At 60.5% G+C, this 20717-nt stretch carries 18 protein-coding genes; 10 read left to right on the top strand and 8 right to left on the bottom strand.

Annotated elements, in window-relative coordinates; translation table 11 throughout:
• Positions 1 to 111: 111 nt before the first annotated feature.
• From CCANI_RS08065 to CCANI_RS08095, 7 genes are all read right to left on the bottom strand, one after another.
• On the bottom strand, positions 112 to 780 hold the full coding sequence (locus CCANI_RS08065; RefSeq protein ID WP_186750272.1) for an ATP-binding protein: 669 nt from the start codon (positions 778 to 780) through the stop codon (positions 112 to 114).
• 124 nt (positions 781 to 904) lie between these two features.
• Positions 905 to 1651: an ATP-binding protein gene (locus CCANI_RS08070; protein WP_290210852.1), complete on the bottom strand. Its 747-nt coding sequence runs from the start codon at positions 1649 to 1651 to the stop codon at positions 905 to 907.
• Positions 1648 to 3198 (bottom strand): IS21 family transposase, encoded by a 1551-nt coding sequence (gene istA / locus CCANI_RS08075; RefSeq protein ID WP_290210854.1) that lies wholly within the window; start codon positions 3196 to 3198, stop codon positions 1648 to 1650. Before istA (CCANI_RS08075) ends, CCANI_RS08070 begins: the two co-directional genes overlap by 4 nt.
• Positions 3199 to 3554: 356 nt before the next feature.
• The gene (istA, locus tag CCANI_RS08080) at positions 3555 to 5150 is read right to left on the bottom strand and encodes an IS21 family transposase (protein ID WP_290210856.1); all 1596 of its coding nucleotides are present in this window, start codon (positions 5148 to 5150) and stop codon (positions 3555 to 3557) included.
• 753 nt (positions 5151 to 5903) lie between these two features.
• Entirely contained in the window at positions 5904 to 7427 is a 1524-nt protein-coding gene (locus tag CCANI_RS08085; RefSeq protein WP_146323680.1) for a DUF418 domain-containing protein, read from the bottom strand.
• An 81-nt stretch (positions 7428 to 7508) separates the two neighbouring features.
• Positions 7509 to 9218 carry a DEAD/DEAH box helicase gene (locus CCANI_RS08090; RefSeq protein ID WP_146323681.1) on the bottom strand — a complete coding sequence of 570 codons (1710 nt, stop codon included), beginning with the start codon at positions 9216 to 9218 and terminating at the stop codon, positions 7509 to 7511.
• The gene (locus CCANI_RS08095; RefSeq protein WP_146323682.1) at positions 9215 to 9454 is read right to left on the bottom strand and encodes a DUF3039 domain-containing protein; all 240 of its coding nucleotides are present in this window, start codon (positions 9452 to 9454) and stop codon (positions 9215 to 9217) included. The genes CCANI_RS08090 and CCANI_RS08095 overlap by 4 nt, the downstream gene beginning before the upstream one ends.
• A 57-nt stretch (positions 9455 to 9511) precedes the next feature.
• Between CCANI_RS08095 and CCANI_RS08100 the strand changes: the two genes are divergently transcribed.
• From CCANI_RS08100 to CCANI_RS08120, 5 genes are all read left to right on the top strand, one after another.
• Positions 9512 to 9991, top strand: coding sequence for a DUF3099 domain-containing protein (locus CCANI_RS08100; protein WP_246118170.1), 480 nt, complete (start codon positions 9512 to 9514; stop codon positions 9989 to 9991).
• Between the two features lie 38 nt (positions 9992 to 10029).
• Positions 10030 to 11556, top strand: coding sequence for a DUF7782 domain-containing protein (locus CCANI_RS08105; protein ID WP_146323684.1), 1527 nt, complete (start codon positions 10030 to 10032; stop codon positions 11554 to 11556).
• On the top strand, positions 11553 to 11987 hold the full coding sequence (dtd, locus tag CCANI_RS08110; RefSeq protein ID WP_146323685.1) for a D-aminoacyl-tRNA deacylase: 435 nt from the start codon (positions 11553 to 11555) through the stop codon (positions 11985 to 11987). The genes CCANI_RS08105 and dtd overlap by 4 nt, the downstream gene beginning before the upstream one ends.
• Positions 11988 to 12096: 109 nt before the next feature.
• Complete coding sequence (locus CCANI_RS08115) at positions 12097 to 13086, top strand: sigma-70 family RNA polymerase sigma factor (RefSeq protein ID WP_146323686.1); 990 nt, start codon at positions 12097 to 12099, stop codon at positions 13084 to 13086.
• Positions 13087 to 13217: 131 nt separating this feature from the next.
• A complete protein-coding gene (locus CCANI_RS08120; RefSeq protein ID WP_146323687.1) occupies positions 13218 to 13898 on the top strand; it encodes a metal-dependent transcriptional regulator in 681 nt (226 codons plus the stop codon).
• 33 nt (positions 13899 to 13931) lie between these two features.
• Here CCANI_RS08120 and CCANI_RS08125 read toward each other — a convergent pair whose 3' ends face one another.
• Positions 13932 to 15041 (bottom strand): DUF4192 domain-containing protein, encoded by a 1110-nt coding sequence (locus CCANI_RS08125; protein WP_146323688.1) that lies wholly within the window; start codon positions 15039 to 15041, stop codon positions 13932 to 13934.
• 328 nt (positions 15042 to 15369) lie between these two features.
• On the opposite strand from CCANI_RS08125, the gene CCANI_RS08130 reads away from it, so the two are divergent.
• From CCANI_RS08130 to CCANI_RS08150, 5 genes are all read left to right on the top strand, one after another.
• On the top strand, positions 15370 to 16356 hold the full coding sequence (locus CCANI_RS08130; RefSeq protein WP_246118171.1) for a PAC2 family protein: 987 nt from the start codon (positions 15370 to 15372) through the stop codon (positions 16354 to 16356).
• A 165-nt stretch (positions 16357 to 16521) separates the two neighbouring features.
• The gene (locus tag CCANI_RS08135) at positions 16522 to 17187 is read left to right on the top strand and encodes an ATP-binding cassette domain-containing protein (protein WP_186750121.1); all 666 of its coding nucleotides are present in this window, start codon (positions 16522 to 16524) and stop codon (positions 17185 to 17187) included.
• Positions 17184 to 17912, top strand: a complete 729-nt coding sequence (locus CCANI_RS08140) for an ATP-binding cassette domain-containing protein (protein WP_146323690.1) — start codon at positions 17184 to 17186, stop codon at positions 17910 to 17912. Before CCANI_RS08135 ends, CCANI_RS08140 begins: the two co-directional genes overlap by 4 nt.
• On the top strand, positions 17912 to 19165 hold the full coding sequence (locus tag CCANI_RS08145) for an MFS transporter (protein ID WP_146323691.1): 1254 nt from the start codon (positions 17912 to 17914) through the stop codon (positions 19163 to 19165). The genes CCANI_RS08140 and CCANI_RS08145 overlap by 1 nt, the downstream gene beginning before the upstream one ends.
• A 31-nt stretch (positions 19166 to 19196) precedes the next feature.
• Positions 19197 to 20702 (top strand): ABC transporter substrate-binding protein, encoded by a 1506-nt coding sequence (locus tag CCANI_RS08150; RefSeq protein ID WP_146323692.1) that lies wholly within the window; start codon positions 19197 to 19199, stop codon positions 20700 to 20702.
• The last annotated feature ends 15 nt before the right edge of the window (positions 20703 to 20717 follow it).

Here is a 20717-nt window from a genome sequence, read left to right on the forward strand (position 1 = left end):
TTGGAACGGCCAGGTTTTTGGTAAGGGGTTTGGACGTGGTTGGTAAGGCGGTTATTTGTTTGTGGTAACCCGCCTGCCGGAGGGGCGGGCGGGGTTTGGGGTGGTGGGGTTTTATTCCCAGTAGTCGGGGGTTTGGCGGGCGCGTTGGCCGTAGAGTGTCCGCATGTCGAGGTCGCCGAGTTCGACGCGTTTGGCGGCTGCGGTCATTCGGTTGATGATGGAGTCGCTGGCGAGGATTCCGGGCATTGCTTGGGACCAGTGACTGGGCCCGGATTGGGTGACGAAGATGGTTGAGCGTCGGTTGTCGCGTGCTCCTAGTATGGCCAGTAGGTCGCTTTGGGTTGATGCGTCGATTGCGACGATGGCGAAGTCATCGATGATCAGTAGGTCGACGTCGATGAGTGTGCTGAGTGTTTCTTCGTGCTTGTATGCATCTGCCCGAGTGACCGCCAGCATTCTGGGAAGGTCGTAAAACCGAATGTAGTGGACGGTGTATCCGTTGATGCAGGCGGCCACGCCGATGGCTGAGGCTATGTAGGTCTTCCCGCCTCCTGTTGCAGAACGGATGACAACGGTTGTTGGGGTGTGCCAGTCGGCGTTTGCGTAGCGTGCCATGCGTTTGGCATTGATGCCGCGGCCTGCGGGGTATTCAATCTCGGCGATCGTGGCCTGGGGATACGGGATCTGCGAGTCGGCGATCGCTTTGTTGATTTGGCGTATGCGTCGTTCTTGGAGTTGTTCATCGACCGCGGCTTTTACAAGCTCTTCTACTGGGAGCAATGCTTCTTCATCGGCGGCGATGTTTAGAACGCGTTTTTTGAAGTGCTTTGGTGGTGATCGTGAAGCGCCAGAGTGGGCATCGTGTAGTGGTGATGTTGGCTCTGGCGCTTGGTGGTGTGTGTGGTTAGGTCAGTCGCATGTTGGGCCCGTCGAGGTTGATGATTTCGGCGCCGCCGATGAGGCGGTTGAGTAGTGATTCTGCGACGACTTTATCGGGGATGGATTCGTACCATTGTTCTGGTACGAATTGTGATGTGATCATGGTGGATCCGCGGTGTTCTCGTGTTGCCAGGATGTTAAAGAGGGCGTGAGCGGTGTCGCCGTGGATTGGGGTGGTGAGGAAGTCGTCGAGGACTAGGAGATCTATTTGGGCAAGCCGCGTGGTGAGTTCGAGGCGTTTTGGATCTGTGAAGTCTAGGACGGCGAGTTGGGCTGCGAGCTCGTTGGTTCGATAGAACAGGGCGGTGTGTTCGCGGCGGCATGCTGCGTTGAGCAGGGCTTCGGCGAGGTAGGTTTTACCGACCGATGATTTACCAAGGATTACAACGTTGGTGTTGTTGGTGATCCATTGACAGGCGGCGAGGCGTGTTATTGACTCGCGGTTGAGGGTGCGGTCTGGCCGGTAATGGAGCTCTTCTATGCAAGCATCAGGGTTTGGCGACTGGGATTGCTTGAGTAGTTTGGCGATTTTTCGTTCCTGCCGGGCTGCGACCTCTTTGTCCAGCGCGTACGCAACTTTTTGGCTGAATGTCCAGTGATCGAACGCGGGATCGTTGGCGATGTCGATGGCCGCTTCACCGAATGCTGTTAAGCGCAGTTTGGTGAATGCGGGTAGCCATGTGTGGTCGAGGTGAATTGTGGGGTCGGTCATCGCGTTGTTCCTTCTTGCTGTTCGACGCCTGGATTAGTGGTGAGATTGCCGAGGCGGAATTGATCGGCGCCGCCAAGCATGCCGTTTCTGTTTGCAAGCAGCGGCAACGCTGTTTGGGATCCGCGCTGCGGATCTGACATGGCGCTGCGAGTACTGGCCTCTGGGCGTGAGGCGGCCTCTGCACGAATAGCCGCCATCATCGTTTTCACCGCTGTATACGACACGGCTCGTGGCTTGTCTCCTGCAGTCAGGCGTTGGCAGGCAAGTTCAAGGATGCCTTTATTGTCTCCCTTGCCCAGCGACAAGATTGACCGTGCTGGCTGGTAAGCCTGGGCGATGATTGGGCGGGAAGCCAATAATGAATCCATCGCTCGGCGGGTTGCGGGCCCGATACGGGATGCTTGGGAGCGAAAATAGTCGGCTGACCACAAATTACCCGGCACTTCCAGCCCGGGAGGGCCATGTAATTCAGCTTCCGTGGAATACGCCCCCCGCCGCGTTGCTTTAGCGTGTTGAGCGACAAGGGCCCCATCGTGAAATACATCAACCGCCATACCGCGAATCCGCACGTCGTCGGTGCTGCCGATGAGGGTATACGGCACCGAATAGTGGGCGGTATCAAAAGTGATGTGCCAGTTGGGCGCCACCTTTGATTTGCGCCATTGGACCGGCTCGTATGGCCTGGCTGGCAGAGCCCCAAGAAATGAAGCCTCGCATTCGGTAAAGATCTGCCGGCGCGAGACCTGCTGATCCCGAAACGGCACATGATCATTGATCGCGTCGACCTGGGCAGCAATCGCCGCATTCAAATCATCCAGCCAAGCAAACGATCGGTTCTTAAGTTTTCCGATGACCCGACTGCTGACAACTTTTACGCCTGCTTCGACGTTTCCCTTATATGTCGGCGACGCCGCGGGCGTGGCATAGGCAGCCGTGCCGTAATGCGCCAAAAACTCCTCATACGCATCATTGATCCTTCGCGGTCCGCGCCCGCTACGATGGACCGAATTCGTCGCGGTCGCAGCATTATCCGGCACAATCACCTCGGCAACACCGCCAAAATACTCAAACGCCAAGCGATGAGCCTCATGCCAGTTATGCTGACGCTCATCCAGCCTGCCCGTCGCAAAAATCATCCCTGAATACGGCAGCGTCGCAACAAAAATACTGACCCTCGTACGCTTGCCCGTCACAGGATCCTTCAGATGCATCTTGGTACCCGCCCAATCCACCTGCATCGTCGCCCCCGGCGAATGCACAATCCTCGCGGTAAAACCCCGAGACGCCACATCAGCTGCCACAATCTGACGAAATCGCTCATACGAATAGTGCCGCAACCCAATCGGCGCAGGCTGCTCAACATAGCTAGCCCACAACACATTCAACGGTGTTTTCTTCCGACCGGTCCGCGCAGCGATCACCACATCCATATCGATCGGCACAAACTTATCCGACACAGCCCGACGCCGATCACCAACAATCCTGGCAAGATCCTCATCCGACAAACCACGAATCTGCTCCACCGAGGTAATCCCCTGGGAGGCCATAGCCTTCACAGCTTTAGAAATGGTCGCCAGACACGGCACCCGTCTGCGCCGAAATGACACGATACGGCACCTTGTCCAACGCAAGCCGCATCACCTTACGGTAGTCAACCATCGTTGACTCCTTTCTAACACCACATGACCCAGTGCCATGCGGTACTAGAAAGACTGACTCAAACCCCCACCACGCGCTACACGATACTCACTCTAACGCTTCACGAACGTCACCACGCCGCTTCAAAAAACACGTTCCTAACAGGCGATGTGTTTTTCAAGGTAGCCGATGAATGTTGTGAGCCGCAGGAGCCGAAACTTGGCTCGGTAGCTGTCATCAAAGATGTCGGATACAGTCATGGTTTTTACCATCCTTGCTGGTCGTAGTAGTCGGCGCCGCGTACCGAAAGGTCATCAGGGCAGGTGTTCTCGGCATCCATGTCGGGGGTTGATGGCGTTGCCGTGGCGGTTTCATTGGCTTTCCGGGCAGCTTTGCGCGCGCGGCACAAGTCCCTGATGGTGGTGTATGACGGGAACAACCCTTGGGCGATCACAGTGGCGGCGACGTCGTCGATGACATCGGCATTGTTTTGGGCAAGGGTGATGATGTTGCGGGCATCGAAAAGGCCGGCAACTTCGTCGCTGCAGCGAGCAAACCATAACCGGAGCACTTCTTCGAGGTTGTGGCCAAAACGTCGCCGCGCCTGGGCATAGAAGTACTCGGCTGTCCACAGGTTCTTGACATCGGCATGCGCTGGCGGACGATGGGCATCATCGATGATGTGACGTCGACGGCGGGAGTAGACACGCGTATGCGTTGCTACGACGTTATTGTTGTCGATGACCATGACCGAGCCCCTGGTGAGCTTGACCATGACCTTCCTGCCGACCAGCTTGTACGGCACAGAATAGAAGTGCTTGTCGACTTGAACGCAGATATTGCGTTGGACAGTGCGCTCGAGGTACTCCACGTCGGAATACGGCTCCTTGGGCAAGGCGGTCATAACCGGCAGCTCATCTTCAACGAAGATCTCATACCGGGTAGTGCCATCGGCATGGGTGAAATCCTTGTTCAGGGCCTCGACACGCTCAGCAAGTGCCTCGCGCAGTTCGGCGAGGCTATGAAAGATTTCCTGCTCTAGATATCCCAGAACCCGCCGGTAGGAGATCCCCACGGAATTTTCGACAGCCCCTTTTTGCGTCGGTGACCACACATCGGTGGGAAAGACCGCCAAACCGTAATGCTTACACACTCGCGCGTACCTATCGGTCACAGCCCTGATGGTCTGGTTCCCATCGCGACGTGGCACGGTGGCCGTGCGGGCGTTATCGGAAATCAACAACTTAGGAGTCGCCCCGAAATACTCAAAGGCGGCAATATGCCCGCCGACCCACGCATCCATTTTCTCATTCAGCCACGCCGAAATATGGATCAACCCGGAATGCGGCAACGTTGCCACGAACAAATGAACCGGGGACTTTGCCCCGGTCACAGCATCAACAAGATACGCATAATCACCTGCCCAATCGACAAAAACCGCATAACCCGGCTTATGCGACAACACGGCCGCTAACGACGATTTCCCAGCAAAACGGGAAAACTGCGAGCAAAACGCCGAGTACGAATACTTCGCCAAACCCTCCCGGGCAGGCGGTGCAGCACAATAATTCTCCCACGCAAGACCCACCGTATGGTGCGGATACTTCCGCAAAGCCTGCACAACCGCAGCAAAATCCGGCTGGTCATACTTCTGCGAAACAACCTTACGTCCATCAGGCCGTAACGCATCGATATCATCCTGCGACAACGACCGAAACGATTCCCTAGTAATCCCCTCAGCAGCAATGATCTTACGAGCAGCAGAAACGTCCCGGTTCGAACACGACACCAACGACGTAATATCCGCGACCGTAAACCCGTCCAAGATCAAACCAATGATCTTCCCGAATTTCTCGGACAATGAACTCTCCCCACAATCAAGGAGCCAGTCACGGCGACATCGAATCTAGCCGCCGCCACTGTCAAGAATCCCGAAAAACAGGGTTACCAACAACGAATAATCGCCTTACCAACTACGTCCAAACCCCTTACCAAAAAGCTGGTTCCTCCACCAGATTCGTCCGGAATTTCTTCGTAAGGCCCCCGAATGAAGAATAGAAAGACCAGCCCAGGTCGGCGGTTGCGCACAACCCATCGGTGACCTAGGCGGTGGTGTACAACCTATTGTCACTGAGGTGGCTTAGGGGCCGAAATCGGCCATTGGTTTTCCGCGCTCAGGCAGATTCGACACGCCGACCGCCGCCCAGTGGTGTTTCCGCAGGAACGCAAAACAGCCGTGTTACATCTGCCTCAGGCAGATCCGACAGGGCCTGATGGTTCGAAAAAGTTCAAACTTTACGCGAGAAATTCGGGACGCGACGGCTGATGCTCGGACCGGCTGAGCCACAACCCTCCCGACCCGAGTCTGTGCAATCGGCACAGCAGGCATCGAGTTAGGCGTAGAGATTTGCGAACCGCCTAGCGTAACCGCACGCCGCAAACGCCTCCAGCGAGCCAAAAACAAGCTCCCCCGCTTCCCGATCGGCATTACATCGCACAAAACCCGGAAGAATCCATCCACCACCGATAAGTTCGAGTCTCGCCGCCCCTCCCAACCTGCGGCGAGACTCGGAAATCCCCCAAACGCCTCCCCCAAAGACGCCACACCAACCAGTTACTGCGACTCTGGTCGCTGCGGCAACGATTGGTCCTCATTGATCGGGCTCGGCACCGGCCCTGCAAGCCCACCTTCCGGCGAGGCTTCGAGGATTTCCGCCCGCCGGATCTCCCCGCGCACCTCACCAACACCACCAGCGCCACCAGCATCTCCACCAACACCAAGCTCCGCCATCGGATACTGCTGATACAAGCCGTTCTTACCGTAGGAGAGTCGGCGGTGCGCCGCTTCAAATGGCCCTCGGCGACCTAGCTTTTCCAGCACAAATGCGATCAAGAGTGTGGCAACCCACACCCCAAATCCGACGATCGTGGCATAGGCGGCACCTTGGGGTCGCAACAAACCCAGCAGGAAGGGCGCACACAACGGAAGCAAGATTACGGATTGCAGCACATACCCGGTCATAGATCGCTTGCCTAAAGCCAGGATCATTTGCACGAACACAGGCAACCGCCCCTCCCCCGCACCAACACGATCCCCGCCAACACGACCTCCTCCAACACGATCCCCACCAACAAGACCCCCACCAAGACCACCGCGACCAACCCCATCCCCACCGTATTTCCGCTGCAGCGGAATTGACGCCAACGCGATGATCGCAATAATCCCTGGCCCGGTGAGCACCCCGAGCCCATTGTTCACCAGCGACAAGCCAAATTCCAGCGACCTCGGCAGCACCCCAATCTGCGATAGTCCCCATGGCAGCCCCACCAATAGCGGCACCGCCGCGGTAACCAGCGCCGCGATGGTCAGCATCTTTTTGTGCTGTTCGGGGTGGTCGAGGATCCGGTATCGCGCGGCAACAAACCCGAGGATAATCATCGGCATCAGCATCGGGAATGAGAAGAATAGCGCGCCAAAGCCGACATAAATATCGGTCACCGGCTGGGCGAAGTATTCCTCCCAGGTTTGCGGCACTCCCACACCGCTGTGCTGCGCGCCTGTCGCGGGGAGCTCGGAAAGTCCGTACCCCATGATCATGATGCTGATCCCGCTTAGGGTCATCAGCATGATATACATCGCCGCCACCACTCCGGCGAGAACCAGTAGTGATTTTGTGCGAAAGCGGATCAGGTATGCGAGCAGCATCCCGGCCATCCCATAGAAGAACATGATGTCGCCGTAGAACAGCACAATCATATGCACCAACCCGAACAGTGCCAGGAAGCCGTAGCGTCGTACCAGCACTTTTCGCGCCGCCAGGAAGGGGTACCCGCGGCGGGCCAGGCTTAGGGTGATCATGCCGATGCCGTAGCCCAGCATGACGGCGAACATGGATACGCCCCGCACATGCACGAACATTGCACCGAACACAATGGCGATTTTGTCCCAAACGCTATCGTCCACAATGCCGCCCGATAGCGCCCCGGGTGACCCGAGTGGCGCGGGCAGCCATGCGGTAGCGGCGTTGGCTATCGCTATGCCCAGCAGGGTGAATCCGCGCGCTAGGTCCGGCGCGAGTAGCCGCGTAGTTCCCGCCGCGACGGCGGGCGGTTTCTTATCGAAGCGTTCGATTGTCATATTCGCTATGGTACCGAAGTTCCACCTCACCGCCCGCGCCGGAATAGGCGGCTACCTGCAATTATCCGCACCTACGAGCGGCTACCAGTCGCGCAGATATGCGATGCGGTCACGCAATTGTTCGGCGGTGCATAGCGCGGTGGGCGGCCCGCCGCAGACACGCCGCGCTTCGTTGTGGATTGCCCCGTGCGGCCGTCCGGTGCGCGAAGAGGTGATGGACACCAGGGCGTTGAGTTCCTTGCGGAGTTGCGGGATTTCATTGCTGGCCACGCGCTCGGCCGCCGCACGATTGCCTGCGGAGTTCCGGACGCTTTCCGCTTCCGCTTTTCGACGCCCCTCCTCCCGGGCCCGCGCTTCCACTTGCTCGGCCTGCCGCTGACGTAGCAGCTGTCGCATCTGATCGGCGTCCAAAAGCCCGGGCAGCCCGAGGTATTCGGCTTCCTCTTCGGATCCGGCGATGGTGCCGGTGCCGTAGGTGGAGCCGTCGTAGATCAGGGAGTCCAGCTCGGCCTCGGCACCGAGGGATTCGTAACCTTTTTCGCCATCGGGCTCGGTTTTTTCCTTGTTGGCTTCCGCCAGCAGGTCGTCGTCCCAGCCTTCTTTGGTGCGATCGGGCTTGCCCAGCACGTGGTCGCGCGAGGTTTCCAAGCGGGCGGCTAGGTCCAGCAGCACCGGCACCGAGGGTAGGAACACGGATGCGGTTTCACCGGGCATACGAGAACGAACGAAACGGCCGATCGCCTGTGCGAAAAACAGTGGGGTGGACGCGGAGGTGGCATACACGCCCACGGCGAGGCGCGGGACGTCGACACCCTCGGAGACCATGCGCACGGCCACCATCCACTCGTCGGTGGAATTGGAAAACTCTTCGATTCGCTCGGAGGCGCCCGGCTCGTCGGAAAGGATCACCGCCACCGGCGTCGCCGACAGGCCCTCCAGGATTTTGGCGTAGGCGCGGGCGGTGGTTTTATCGGTGGCTATCACCAAACCCCCAGCGTCTGGCATGCGTTGCCGGAGTTGCTGCAGCCGCGTGTGGGCCGCCTGCAGGACCGCCGGGATCCACTCCCCCTTCGGGTCGAGGGCGGTTTTCCACGCCCGCGCGGTCTGTTCGGCATTGAGCGGTTCGCCCAAACGTGCGGCGTATTCTTCACCGGCGCTGGTGCGCCAGCGAGCCTCACCCGAATAGGCGAGGAACACCACTGGACGCACCACCCCGTCCTTTAACGCATCCGCGTATCCGTACGTGTGGTCGGCTTTGGATTTCAGGTATCCTTCCCCGTCATCCTCGTATCGTACGAACGGAATTGCGGAGTCGTCGGAGCGGAATGGGGTGCCGGTGAGGGCGAGGCGTCGTACTGCACCGTTGTACGCTTCCCGGATGCCGTCGCCCCAGCTTTTCGCGTCGCCGCCGTGGTGAATCTCATCCAAGATCACAAGCGAACGTTTATTCGTTGCGATGGCGTGGTGTTTGTACGGGTGCATGGACACCTGCGCATAGGTGACCACCACGCCGTCGTATTCGGGGTTGACCACGCCGGAATTGCTAAACGCCGGGTCCAGCGCCAACCCCACGCGCGCGGCGGCCTGCGACCACTGTACCTTCAGGTGCTCGGTGGGCACCACCACGATGATGCGGTCGACGGTGCGGTTGGTTTTCAATTCTGTTGCCACCCGCAGCGCGAAGGTCGTTTTGCCTGCGCCGGGGGTTGCCACCGCGAGGAAGTCCTGCGGTTTGGCCATCAAGTATTTGGTGAGCGCTGAGCGCTGCCACGCCCGTAGGTTTCCGCTCACTTCTTGCGCAAACCTCGGTAAATCCGTTCGCAGTCGGGGCATACTGGGGAGCCTGGCTTGGCTTGCTTGGTCACGGGGAAGGTTTCCCCGCACAGCGCCACCACGATATTGCCGGACACGGCGGACTCTACGATCTGGTTTTTCTTCACGTAGTGGAAGAACTTCGGAGTGTCGTTCCCGGTTGAGGTTTTCTCCCTCACATCGGGGCGTTCAATGGTCTGAGTTCTCGTAGTCACGGCTCCCATCATGCCCCACACTTACAGTTCAAGCACACAGGGTCTACCCTGATGTGTATGAGTTGGGGTTCTGAAAAGGAGAAACAGGCTGGGAGCACGGCGCGTCGTTTCTCCGTGCGCGGGCGTCGTCGCAGCGACGTTGAGTTGATTACTGACGCCCGGCAGTCCCCGCTCGAAAACTGGCGTCACCGTAAGCGCGTGTACGCGATTTTGCAGGGTTTGCGCATTCCGTTCCTGCTCGCCTCGGGGGTGGCGTATGTGTGGTTACACAATTGGATATTGGCGGCGATCCTTTTTGTGGTTTCGGTGCCGCTGCCGTGGATTGCGGTGGTGATTGCAAACGGGGTCGGGGAGCCGCACGATCCGCGGCGGAAACAGGTGTATAAGCCGCAGGTGGCGCGGGAGCGGGCGGCGTATCAGCAACAATTATTGGCTTCCGGCCCGGCGCATCCGGAGCTATTGCCGGGGGATTCTGCGGGCAGGCTAGAGTTGGATGCGCCACATCATCCGCGTGTGATCGATCACGACGATTCTTAAGTTGTTCGGCGCACGCTCAGCCTTGGAGTGTTTCCCTCGTGCATGCTGCGCTTTCCTCGTTTGCCCCGGCGCTGACCGGAACGTTTCGCACTCATTCGTTTACGCAATCCGGCATTGCGGACCGTTTGGGCCCGGCCGGTGTTGCCGCTTTGTATCGTGGGGAGCCCGCCGCGGTGCGTTGTGCGGTCCGCGGGCATGGTCCGCTGGAGCAGCTGATTCGCCTAGTGTTGCTTCACGACGCCGCTCCTGCCGCCGCCTTTTCCGAATTGTTCGGCGCCGCCACGGCCGCGGGCTTGGTGGAATGCGGGGCGTTGCGATATGTGGATTCCGATACGCTGCAGCTGGCCATTGATATCCGCCCGCATCGTTTCGGTGGGGTGGATCATTGGGTGTTTTCGGATATGGATGCCGCCATGACGGAGCACGTGCCTGGGCCGGATCACGTATTGGGTGTGGGGGCGGCTTCCCTATCGTTGGTGCAGGCGACGCCGACCTCACCGGTGCCCACCTTGTTGGATTTGGGCACGGGTTCCGGGGTGCAGGTGTTGGCGCAGCATGGGTGCGCGGCGCATATTACCGCCACGGATGTGCATCCGCGGGCCTTGGATTTTGCGGCGGCCACGTGGGCGGGTTCGGGGGTGCCGGTGGAGGCGTTGTGCGGGCCCTGGTTCGAACCCGTCGCCGGCCGAACATTCGATCGAATCGTGGCGAATCCGCCGTTTGTGGTCGGATTGCCGGAGGTGGGTCACGTGTACCGCGACTCCGGGCTGAACCTGGACGGCGCCAGCGAATTGGTGGTCCGGCAGGCGCCCAAGCATCTCAATCCGGGCGGCACGGCGGTGCTGCTGGCGGCCTGGGTGCACGGCGCGGAGCAATCGTGGCAGCAGCGTGTGGCTTCGTGGCTGCCGGATACGGGGGTCGCCGCGTGGGTGATTCAGCGCGATATTGCGGACCCCGCATTGTATGTGGGCACCTGGCTGCGGGACGAGTCCCTGGATCCGCGTTCCATCGAGGCGGCGGCCCGCACCGAGGCGTGGTTGGATCATTTTGCCCAAGCCGGGGTGACGGGCATCGGTTTCGGCTTCGTGGCCATCCAGCGGCTTGCCGATGATGTCCCCTCGGACATCCTGTGCGAGGAGATGCCGCAGCATTTTACGGATCCGCTCGGCCCGGAGATCGAGGAGTATTTCCGCCGCATCGCGTGGCTGCGGGATCGTTCCGCAGCGGATATCGCGGCCGAGCGTTATCAGGTGCGCCCCGGGGTGGCCGTGGAAAACGTGTCGGTGGCGGACATCGAGGAGGGCATGGGGTTCCGGCCCGCCGCGTTGCGGATCACGCGCACCGATGGGCCGCGTTGGAGCCACGAGGTGGATACGCATGTGCACGCCATTGTGGCGGGTTTGCATCCGCACGGCTTGCCGCTCAATGAGGTGATCGAATTGTATTGCGCCGCCCAGGGTATCGACGCCGCGCCGGTGCTGGAGGCTGCGGTAGGGGCGGTCGTCGATCTCCTCCGTCACGGTGTTGTGCTGCCGGCGTCGCTCGTGGCGGTGGAACGCTCATGAAGGCTGTGCTCACGCGGGTAAGTAGCGCCTCGGTGGAGGTGGACGGGAAAATCGTCGGCGCCATCGACTGCCCCGAAACCGGGGGGCTGCTGGCGCTGGTGGGCGTGGGGCGTGCGGATGCGCCGGACGCGTGGGAGACGATGGTGCGCAAAATCGCGGAGTTGCGGATCCTGGCCGGGGAAGCCTCGGTAACCGAAGCGGGGGCACCCGTGCTCTTGGTGAGCCAATTCACGCTCCACGGGAGGACGGCAAAGGGACGGCGGCCGTCGTGGTCGGATGCCGCGCCAGGCGACGTCGCGGAACCGGTGATTGCCAAGATCGCGGCGGGTTTGCGGGCGCGCGGCATCACGGTGGAAACGGGCGTGTTTGGGGCCATGATGCGGGTGGCTTCCGTCAACGAGGGGCCGTTTACTGTACTTGTGGAGTGCTGATAGAACCCTAAAGCATTTGTGCTGGCTACGGCTGTTGGTGAGGGCGGGGAACTTTTTTCTTAACTAGTCCGTTGAGTGGTTAAGAACTTCAGTCGACTAGGAGGCACGCATGAGCACTTTGCCCGCGCAGGATTACGACGTCGAAGAGCAGGACCGCGGTAGTCGCCGCGGACATTCAAACGACAATCCATCGGCGGACTTGGTGCGAGTTTACCTGAATGGGATTGGTAAAACCGCCCTGCTTACTGCCGAAGACGAAGTCGAACTGGCGCAGCAGATCGAGGTTGGTCTGTACGCCGAGTATTTGTTAACGGATTCCCCGCAGCCGTTGACCCGCGCCATGAAGCGTGACCTGAAGGTATTGGCCAAGCAGGGCAAGCGGGCCCGGTCGCACCTGTTGGAAGCTAATCTTCGCCTGGTGGTTTCCTTGGCCAAGCGCTACACCGGCCGCGGCATGCCGCTGCTGGATCTGATCCAGGAGGGGAACCTGGGGCTGATCCGCGCCATGGAAAAGTTTGACTATACGAAAGGTTTCAAATTTTCTACTTATGCCACGTGGTGGATCCGGCAAGCTATCACCCGCGGCATGGCGGACCAATCCCGCACGATCCGCCTCCCCGTGCATTTGGTCGAGCAGGTAAACAAGCTTTCCCGGATTAAGCGCGAACTGTACCAGCATTTGGGGCGCGAGGCCACGAACGAGGAGCTGGCGGAGGAATCCGGCATTGATGAATCCAAGATTGAGATGCTGCTGCGGCAGTCGCGCGACCCGGTGAGCTTGGACATGCCGGTGGGCGCGGACGAGGAAGCCCCCCTGGGTGACTTTATTGAGGATTCGGATGCGGCCGATGCGGAAGCTGCGGTGGTTGCGTCGCTGCGGCATTCCGATGTGCGCACGGTGTTGGCCTCCCTTGAGGTGCGGGAACAAGAAGTGATCGCGTTGCGTTACGGCCTTGATGATGGGGTGCCGCGGACATTGGATCAGATCGGTAGGAAATTCGGCCTCTCCCGCGAACGGGTGCGCCAGATCGAGCGTGAGGTGATGAGCAAATTACGCGATGGCGAGCGCGCAGCCAAGCTTCGCGAGTACGCTTTATAGCGAGATAGCTTTTGTATTTTCGATTCCCTCAGATAGAGAGTTATCTCAACGATAAAGCTCAAGTTGCGTAAAATGTATTTTCGTGGTCGCTGCCGCGCGAACATGTTTTCAAGGGAAAGGGTTTCCGAACCGTGAAGGATTTAGTCGACACCACCGAGATGTACCTCCGCACGATTTATGAGCTGGAGGAGGAGGGTGTGACGCCTTTGCGTGCCCGCATCGCGGAGCGCCTCGACCAATCGGGTCCTACCGTGAGCCAGACGGTTGCCCGGATGGAACGTGACGGTCTCGTGGTTGTCGCGAGCGATCGTAGCTTGCAGATGACCGAAAAGGGCCGCAAGTTAGCCACCGCCGTGATGCGCAAGCACCGGTTGGCGGAATTGTTACTCACCGAGATTCTGGGGCTGGATATTGCCAAGGTCCATGCCGAGGCGTGCCGCTGGGAGCATGTGATGAGCGACGAGGTGGAACGCCGCCTCGTCCAAGTTTTGGATAATTACGAGCGCTCCCCCTTTGGCAACCCGATCCCCGGCCTCACCGCGCTGGGCGTGGACAAGGAGGCGACACCCCCACCCGGGATGCGGGCGGCGGATCTGCCATCGGGCGAACCGGTGAAGGCAAAGATCATGCAATTGCATGAGATTTTGCAATTTGATACGGATCTGTTTCACACCCTGCACGATGCAGGCATTACGGTCGGCAGCGAGGTGACGGTGCTGAATCGCAGCGGCGTGGTGGAGCTGACGCGCGGCGACGTGACCGTCACGGTTGGGGACGATTTAAGCCACGCGATCCGCATCGACCCCGTATAGCCGCCGTTTCCTCGATTCCCCGCCGGGGCCTGTTTAGGCTGCGTCGGGGATTTTTTCGCCGTATTGCCAGGCGAGGTGTTTCGCGGCCCGCACGCAGGAATTCAGCGCCAGCCTGCCGAATCCGGTGAGGATCGCCTCGTGCAGCAATTCGGCAAAGCGGTGTTCGGGCACCTCATCGAGGGCGACGCGGACGGCTGGCAGGGCGCGCACCCACACATCTCCGGCCAGCGTGGTCACCGCAAAGACGCAGAGGGCGTTGGCGCGGAGTTGCCCGCGGAAGTTCCGGGCGGCGGCCAAGGCGAGCGTGCCCATGGCGGCGGCGTGTTCCCCGCTCGCGGCGGCGAGGGTGGCGTCGCGGAACAGGTTATTGGACCAGTACGCTGCCGCGTATTCCATGCATTCCTCATCGTGTATGAGCTTTTCGACGCCGCGCCCCTGTCGCTCGATCCGCCGCAACAGCGCCGTAAAACTGGACATGGCAACGGTAAAGGTACGCCGACCGTGGGCATTATCCGCCGTGATTTCAGCGAGCATGTCGGCTGCCCGGCGGACGCCTTGTTTGGCGATGCGATTGACCCACTGCCGGTGCTGTTCGCTGGCATCCGCGCAAAAGAATGCGTAGGCCGCGTCGCGGTCGAGCTCGGGGAGTTCACCGCTGGCCGCGAGGTGTCGAAAAGCGATGGAAGCGTATGGGGGTGAGATATGGCCGGCTTCCCAACAATCGACGCCCGTGGTGGCGGTGGTGAGTTCGTCCGCGCGCGGCCCACACAGCAAGCGGTAGGGCTCGCCGGTTTGGATGATTCTGGCGCACCAGGCGGCTTCGATGGACACTGCGAACCGATTGGCGGCCCCCATCAGCGCCTGCAATGCCTGGATGACCTGCTGGTTTTCGAGCTCCCCGGTGATCGCGTAGACGAACACGATCATGCCTTGGGGGCGGTCGCTAATTCCTGCGAAGACGGCGTCGTAGTATTGTTCGTCGGCGATGCTCACGCGGGCTATCGGGCCGAGGGTATACCCGCGTTGTTCATTGGGCGCGAAAAACCCCAATACGAATGATTCCTGGGGGTAGAAACCCAACATCGCGGGGATATTGGCAAACATGTCGGCGGGGGTGCATAGCGTTTTCGTGTTTGTGCTCATGAGTTCAGCATGGCTGCAAGAGCGCTGCAAGTCGCGCGTTTCGGGCAGGTCGACCTGGCCTGTGGATAGTTTTCGGGGTTGTCCACAGGTCCGCGCGGGGCGCTGTAGGTTCGCTGGCAGTGGGGGCACCTGATCCGGTACAATGCCCTAGCCTTGTGCGTAACCTAGCTTCACGGGGCGGTTTTCTTCTAGTCTGAGAAGACAACGGTTGTGGGAATAGGATCACCCCTAAACTGGGTTGAAACCATTAGCGCAGGATTCTTGCGCAGCTTTCATCTGATCGTTTTTGTAATTTTGCCATAGTCCGGTTTACCGAAGGAGGATTGTCATGGATCGTCACACACGTATGTACGACCTCGAGTACCCCTCCCCCGAGGTCGCCGTCACCCCTGAACATGGCCCCACGCTGATCGTTGCGCTGCAAGGTTATGCCGATGCAGGGCATGCGGTGGAGTCCAGCGCGAATCATTTGCTGCATGCACTTGAGCATCGCCCTGTCGCGTCGTTTCATAGCGACGAATTGATTGATTACCGGTCGCGGCGACCCATCGCCACGATCGCGGAGAATCAGCTGGCGGATATGGAGGATATCCGCCTGGAAATGCACATTATTCAAGACACTGCGGGCACCCCGTTTTTGCTGCTGACCGGGCCGGAGCCGGACATGCGGTGGAACGCCTTTACGGAGGCCGTGGTGAGCTTGGTGGATCGGTTCAATGTGGAAAAGACGGTGTGCCTCTACGCCGCGCCGATGGCGGTGCCGCATACCCGCCCCTTGGTGATCACGGCGCATGGGAACACACCGGCGATGTTGCAACCGCATTTCACCATGGGTGCCACGATCCGGATCCCGGGTTCCGCGGCGCTGATGTTGGAGTACCAGCTGCATAAGTCGGGCCACCAGGTGGGTGGTTTTACCGCCCACGTTCCGCACTATGTGGCCGCCTCTGAATTCCCGGAGGCGACATTGAAATTGCTGCGCGCGGTGGAGCGCACGGCGGGTCTGGATTTGCCGTTGGATTCCTTGCAATTGGACGTGGAGCGGACCGCCGCGCAGCTCAATGAGCAGACGGAGGAATCGCAGGAGATTCAAAAAGTTCTGAAAGTTTTGGAAACGCAATATGACCAAGACCTAGAACGTTATGTGGCGCGTTCTGAGCAAAGCTCCTTGGCCACTGAGTCCAGCATGCCAACCGGCGATGAACTCGGAGCGGAGTTCGAACGATTCCTGCAGTCGCTGGATAGCCGAGCTTTGGATTCGGGCTCGGAGCCGCCGTTAGATCCCGTTGAGGATCCCCAAGAGGACAACGATTAACCCCCAGCACACCCCGTATGAAAAGAGCTCAATGCTTTTCAGCGGGGTGTGTTACTGTGTGTGTTACACTGACTCCCCAATTCACTAATTGACTTTTGGTATCAATAATATGTTCGCACTTATGTACATATAGCATTTGTGCGGGTGAGGAGCAGTGTCATACACGTGGCAGCACAAGCATCTCAGCGGGGATGCTGCGCCCTAGACGGCGTCCGCATCGCGTACCAGGGAACGCAAATCCTGCACGTCCCGCAATTTCGCATCGATTCGCCCTGTCGGGTGGCCCTGCTTGGCCCTTCCGGCGCCGGCAAATCTTCCTTTGCCGCGCTCCTTGGGGACTTCCTTGCCAATGACGCCGCCGTCAGCGGCGATATCGCGCGGCCCGCGTCCATCGGCGCGGTGGCGCAGGATTCCTTTGGAGCGCTCAATCCCCTGATGCGCATTATCGATCAAGTCGCGCTGACCTCAAGTTCCCGCAAGGCCGCCGCCGAACGGCTCGAGGCAGTGGGCCTGGGCGAACAATTGCACCGCAGGTACCCGCTGCAGCTCTCCGGTGGGCAGCGCCAGCGCGCCGCCATCGCGCTGGCCATCGGCACCTCCCCCGAACTGCTGATCGCCGACGAAATCACCTCCGCATTGGACCCCATCGCCAGCGCCGAAGTGATCAAAACCCTGCGGCGCCTCACCGGGCCGGGCACCGCGACCTCATTGCTGCTGATTACCCACAATGAGGCGGTGGCCTACGCCCTGTGCGAACGCATTATCCGCTTCCACCCCAACGGCGAGGAAGCCGGATTCGTGGCCCTAGAAGCACCGGGAGCGGCAGCATGATCACATTCGACCATGCGTCCAAAAAACCCGGGATCGTAGACGCCTCATTGAATATTCAGGCGAAAGAAAAAGTGGCGATCATCGGCCGCTCCGGCTCGGGCAAAACCACCCTGCTGCGGCTCATCTGCGGCTGGCTGCAACCCGAATCGGGCAGCATTACCGCGCCCGGGCGCAGCGAATTCGCCTATATCCCGCAGGACCTCGATGCCAGCCTCAATCCCGCGATGCACATCAGCGATATCGTGCTGGAACCCGTGGTGATCGCCAAGGGGGACGTGGCCGCCGCCAAACAAGCCCTGCCCGAGCTGCTGGACAGCCTGGGTTTGCCCGCCGATACCGCGCAGCGCAAGCCCCGGGAGCTATCCGGCGGGCAGCGACAACGGGTGGGGATCGCCCGCGCGCTGATTGCCAAGCCCTCCGTGATCTACGCCGACGAGGCGTTAAGCGCGCTGGATAGCGCCGCCAGCAAATTGGTCATGGAGCTGTTCGCCCGCCCCGATCTAACGGTGCTGCTGGTCACCCACGATCTGTTCGCCGCCGAACGATTCGCACAAAGGTTCTTGATGCTGGACGCCGGGCGCATCGTGGAAGACCTGCCGATTGAACGGCTTTGGGACCCATCAGATGCAACTGAAGTTCGATTGAGCTTTATCGCGGCGGAAACGCTGCTGGAACGCGGCCACGCTGCGGCAGCCGCGGCGTCGAGAAGCGGCGGTGACTTGTAGTGAAACTGTTAGGCGATGTGCAGCGCTTTCAACGGCTGCCGCTGGCGGTACGATTATTGCTGGTCACGCAGCTGCTGTTTAATGTCGGGTTCTATCTTGTGGTGCCCTTCCTGGCCACATATATGACCGAAAGCCTCGCCGCGACGGGCGCGATGGTGGGGCTCGTGCTGGGCTTGCGCACCTTTTCGCAACAGGGGCTGTTTTTCGTCGGCGGCGCGCTTACCGACCGCTTTGGCGTCAAGCCCGTGCTCTTGACGGGCGTGGCCATCCGCGTCGCAGGGTTTATTTTCGCGGGGCTGGCAACCACAACGCTGCAGCTCATGGTGGCCGTGGTGCTTATCGGATTCGCGGCGGCCCTGTTCTCCCCCGCCGCCGAAGCCTCGTTCGCGGTGTCCGGCGCGGAGGTGGAACGCGAAGGGATTATGCGGCGCTCCGAACTTTTCGCAATGGATGCCTATTTCTCGCGCATCGGCGCACTCACCGGGCCGCTGCTCGGCGCGGCGCTGATCACCGCGGGCTTCCCGATCACATGTTTCGTTGCGGCGGGGATTTTCAGCTTCCTATTTATCAGCCACCTGCTGATCGTGCCCGCCGTGCACACGCAATCCGGGGGGTCGATGCTGAGCGGCTTTAAGGACGTGCTGAAAAACAAGGCATTTATGCTCTTTGCCGTGGGCTATAGCACCGGCCTGGTGTGCTACAACCAGCAATACCTCTCGCTCCCCGTGGAACTCGAACGTGCGACCGGAAACCAGAACGCGCTGGGGTGGATGTTCGTATTTTCTAGCGTGCTGGTGCTCACCCTCCAAATGCCGCTGACTCGATACGCGCAACGCCTCGGGGTGCGGCGCGCGGTGGGCGTGGGCTTCGGGCTGATGACGGCCTCCTTTGCCGTGATCGCGCTCGCCGCGCCGCTGGCGCCGCTGCCCGGCTGGTGGGCGCTCACCCCATCGGTGCTCATGCTTATCCTCCTGCACTCGGGGCAAATGATCGCGATCCCGATTTCGCGGGACCTGGTGGGCGTGCTGGCCGGGGAGAAAAACCTTGGCACCTACTTCGGGTTCCTCAATTCCTTCGGCGGCCTCGCCGTGCTATTGAGCTCCCTGCTGCTCGGGGCGATGCTCGATCAAGCGTACGAACCTCAGCCGAGTGCGGCGCTGCCGTGGCTGACGCTGGTGCTGCTGGTCGCGGCGTCGACAGTTCTGCTGCCGCGCGTGTCTCGGCACGCTGCACCCACGCCGGTAGTGAACTAAGTTTTCATTTAGGACAACTGAAAGGATCACCATGTCTGTTACCTCCACCCGCGCCCCCTGGCGGCGCCGCATCCTCACCGGAGCCCTCGCGCTGACCTGTTCAGTAAGCATCGCGGCCTGCACCACCCCCGAGGAAGGGGGCGCAGGCGCCGGCGGCACCGACCTGGCAATCGCACTCCCGTTCAAGCCCGTCTCCTCCCTGTCCCCGTACTCCGATGACGCGGTGTACAACACTCGAATGGGCATCGCGGAAACGCTCATCGCCCTGGACAAGGACGGCAAGCCCACCCCGTGGCTGGCGGAATCCTGGGAAACCGTCGGCGACGACACCGTGGAATTCAAACTGCGCAAGGACGTGAAATTCCACGATGGCAGCGCCCTGACCGCCGCGGCGGCCGCCAATGCCCTCAAACACGCGGTCGATTCCGCCTCGCGGCCCAAAGGCCTGGGCAAAAACGACCTGGAATTCACCGCCACCGATGAGCACACCCTCACCGTGAAATCCGCCAAGGCGGACCCGATCCTGGTGCAGCGCTTCGCCGACCCCGGCTCCGTAATCCTGTCCGAGGCCGCCTACGAGGGCGAAAGCCCCAACCTCAAGGGCACCGGTACCGGGCCCTTCCAGCTGGAAGAAAGCTCCGACACCGAGGCGACGAGCAAGGCCTTCGCCGACTATTGGAACGGAAAGCCCGCGCTGGAAAACCTCAAGGTGCAATTCATCGAGGACGGCTCGGCCCGCGCCAACGCCGTGCGCACCGCGGAGGTCAACCTCGCGCAGGCGATCCCCCTGGCGCAGCTCGGTGAGGTAAGCGAACTGACCACCGAATCCACCCCATTGCCGCGCGGCGTGTACCTGCACCTGAACAACAAGAAGGGTGCGTTTACAGACGCCGGGTTGCGCGCCGCCGCTGCCGCCGCGGTGGACCCGGATTCCATCGTTGACAGCATCTACGAGGGCCACGCGGGCAAGGCCCACGGCAGCCTGTTCAACGAGGACACCAGCTGGGCCAAGGACGTTAAGTCCGCAAATACCACCAGCAATGCCGCCAAGCCCAACGAAAAGGAAATCACGCTGGCCACCTGGAACGAGCGCCCCGAGCTGCCGGAGGTCGCCTCCGTGGTTGCGGAACAGCTGCGCAAGGCCGGGTTCCAGGTGAATGTGAGCGTTTCGGACTACAAGAGCATGGAAACCGCCCTGCTTGAGGGCCAATACGATGCGGTGATCGGTTCCCGTAACTACCAGTCCGGTGCCGCCGATCCGGTGAGCTTCCTCTCCTCTGACTACACCTGCGAAGGTTCGTACAACCTTTCGCTGTACTGCAACGCTGAGATCGATGCCGAAATCCAGCAAGCGGACGCCATCGCGGACCCCGAAAAGCGCTACGCCGAGGCGGCAGCCATCGGCGCGAAGATCGTGGCCGATAACGCCGTGATCCCGCTCGCACACGAGTACTCCTTGCTCTCCTACAAGGACGTCAACTCGCTGTACTTCGATCCGTTTGAACGCCGCCTGGTTACCCACGAAACCAGCCGCTAAATCCATCAAGGAGCG

Source organism: Corynebacterium canis, assembly GCF_030408595.1.
GTDB lineage: Bacteria > Actinomycetota > Actinomycetes > Mycobacteriales > Mycobacteriaceae > Corynebacterium > Corynebacterium canis.

Bases quoted from the DNA above. Each gene is read 5' to 3' on its own strand.
- CCANI_RS08070 (WP_290210852.1), bottom strand. From the start codon at position 1,651: ATGACCGACCCCACAATTCACCTCGACCACACATGGCTACCCGCATTC.
- istA (WP_290210854.1), bottom strand. From the start codon at position 3,198: ATGGCCTCCCAGGGGATTACCTCGGTGGAGCAGATTCGTGGTTTGTCG.
- CCANI_RS08085 (WP_146323680.1), bottom strand. From the start codon at position 7,427: ATGACAATCGAACGCTTCGATAAGAAACCGCCCGCCGTCGCGGCGGGA.
- CCANI_RS08100 (WP_246118170.1), top strand. From the start codon at position 9,512: ATGAGTTGGGGTTCTGAAAAGGAGAAACAGGCTGGGAGCACGGCGCGT.
- dtd (WP_146323685.1), top strand. From the start codon at position 11,553: ATGAAGGCTGTGCTCACGCGGGTAAGTAGCGCCTCGGTGGAGGTGGAC.
- CCANI_RS08115 (WP_146323686.1), top strand. From the start codon at position 12,097: ATGAGCACTTTGCCCGCGCAGGATTACGACGTCGAAGAGCAGGACCGC.
- CCANI_RS08125 (WP_146323688.1), bottom strand. From the start codon at position 15,041: ATGAGCACAAACACGAAAACGCTATGCACCCCCGCCGACATGTTTGCC.
- CCANI_RS08130 (WP_246118171.1), top strand. From the start codon at position 15,370: ATGGATCGTCACACACGTATGTACGACCTCGAGTACCCCTCCCCCGAG.
- CCANI_RS08140 (WP_146323690.1), top strand. From the start codon at position 17,184: ATGATCACATTCGACCATGCGTCCAAAAAACCCGGGATCGTAGACGCC.
- CCANI_RS08150 (WP_146323692.1), top strand. From the start codon at position 19,197: ATGTCTGTTACCTCCACCCGCGCCCCCTGGCGGCGCCGCATCCTCACC.